At 61.3% G+C, this 2094-nt stretch carries 2 protein-coding genes; both read right to left on the bottom strand.

Annotated elements, in window-relative coordinates:
• Nucleotides 1-103: 103 nt before the first annotated feature.
• A complete protein-coding gene (sigJ, locus tag ACFO60_RS40725) occupies nt 104-1069 on the bottom strand; it encodes an RNA polymerase sigma factor SigJ (RefSeq protein WP_380852884.1) in 966 nt (321 codons plus the stop codon).
• An 80-nt stretch (nt 1070-1149) separates the two neighbouring features.
• Nucleotides 1150-1884, bottom strand: coding sequence for an SDR family oxidoreductase (locus ACFO60_RS40720; protein ID WP_380852881.1), 735 nt, complete (start codon nt 1882-1884; stop codon nt 1150-1152).
• Between the last annotated feature and the right edge of the window lie 210 nt (nt 1885-2094).

The following is a 2094-nucleotide window of genomic DNA, read 5'->3' as shown; positions in this document are numbered from 1 at the left end:
CGCTCCCACAGGTCGTCAGGAACAAGATCAGCACGCATCCCGGACACACTGCCGACCAAGATCGTCGAGCACAAGACCCGCAGCTCAACCCATTCTAAAACAATCAGAGTGACCAATTCGTCAGCTTTATTGGATTCAGCATCAGCCACACGTTCGTGACGCCTTCATCGCTGACGTCAAAGGTAACCATTCCGTATCGACGCCCCTCATTTCGAAGAATGTATCCGAGACCGTCAGCTGTGTCGCGTCGCTCAAGACGGAGGGCGGGCTGCTTGCGCATCACTCCCATGAACCACCGGGCTACATGATCCGACCCACGGATGACCCGGGGTGCGGCATTGACGAAGCCGCCGCCGTCTACTCGTAGTTCGACGTCTGGAGCCAACACGCGGAGCAGGTCCTCGATGTCCCCTCTGACAGTTGCACCACGGAATGCCCGAACAACCTCATCGTGCTGGTGGGGAGAAACCTGTGCGCGTCTTCCTCGTCGAACGTGGCGGCGTGCGGACGTTGCCAGTTGCCTTGCTGCTGCTGCTGAACGACCTACGACACCAGCAATCTCGTCAAACGGGACGCCGAACACATCATGCAGGACGAACGTCACCCGCTCTGCTGGGGTCATGGCCTCGAGGACCGTCAGCAATGCCATGCTGACAGCATCATCGAGGGTGACACGTTCGAGCGGATCAGCAGCGAGATGACTGGAGTTCAGTGGCGCAATGGCTGTGTCTGCAAAGAGGTCAGCTGGAATTGGTTCCGGCAGCCATTGCCCGACGTACGTCTCCCGTCGTGCCCGCGCGGAACCCAGCAGGTCGAGTGAGATGCGGCTCGCAACTCGAATCAGCCATGCTGCAGGCGCGGCAATTTCGTCGCGTTCCTCGGGCTCAAGGCGGTACCACCTCACATATGTCTCTTGCACGACGTCCTCGGCATCGGCCAGGGTGCCCATCATGCGAAAGGCTAGCGACAGCAGACGATGCCGCTCCGCCATGACCGAATCGAGAGCCCGTGATTCATCACGCTCGGCTTTTCCGAACTCTGCGGATTCGACAGGAAGATCTTCCGGCATGGGGACCTTTCCATTGGAGCGCAGTACGCCTAACCTATTGCTTGGCGGTCAGACGTTCCCGCCTCTCTCCACTATCGCATTCAGGCGGTGGGGATCCCTGTAACCGGGTACCGCACGGTGCCTGTCCGGCACGCGCCGCGCGGAACCATGGCATCGAGAGACTCCTGCCCGTCCACGGTCACAACCTCACGATCGTCTCCGCGATCGGCCAGAGTGGCACGGAAGAGGTCGTCGTGGTAGAACCGGTCGGGTCCAGCGATCTCGACCACACTTCCCGGCTCCAGCGTCGTGACAGCCTCGGCGAGCAGCTCGACGACTTCGTCCAGCTCGACGGGCTGGATGAATGACCTCGGAGCGAGAACCTTTCCGTCCACGGTGTGCTGGTCAATGAGGACAGGAATGTAGCTCTGGAACTGGGTGGCCCGAATGATGGTGGCGGGGATCGAAGCGGATCGCACGGCCTTCTCCTGCGCCACCTTGCCGAGGTAGTACCCGATCTCAGATGCGTCCCCTTCCCCGACGCCGACAATGGAGAGCACGATGTGATGACGCACACCTGCCCGCTTGCCCTCCGCAGTCAGGTTGTTGATCGCTCCCTCGAAGAACGAGATTGCACCCTCCGCATCAAAGCAGGGGGTGTTGAGGACGTTCACGACGGTGTCGACTCCGACGAGAGCCTCGGTGAGCCCCTTGCCCGAGATCACGTCGATCCCGTCCTCGAGTCCTCCCGAGACCACCTCGATGCCCTTGGCCTCCAGGTTGTCAGCAAGGCGGGACCCGACACGGCCGCGCCCACCAGCGATGAAAACCTTCATTTCCTCACTCCGTTCCGGGGCACCAGTCGCTGCCCTCACCAACAGGACGACGCAGGCCGGAAAAATGTGAGGTTGCGAAGCAGGCTTGCTACTACACCGTGTCCAATGTGGTGAGGCGGAGGAGTCGCTTGTAGCAGCACAGGGCGGCGGCGAGTCCGAGAAAGGCCAGGTGGATACGGGGATCGCGTTCGTAGCGGGGGCTGAGCCGGC

The organism is Sphaerisporangium dianthi, from assembly GCF_042654065.1.
Taxonomy (GTDB): Bacteria; Actinomycetota; Actinomycetes; order Streptosporangiales; family Streptosporangiaceae; genus Sphaerisporangium; species Sphaerisporangium dianthi.
The sequence above is the reverse complement of the archived record's forward strand: the minus strand, read 5'-3'. Positions and strand labels throughout refer to the sequence as shown.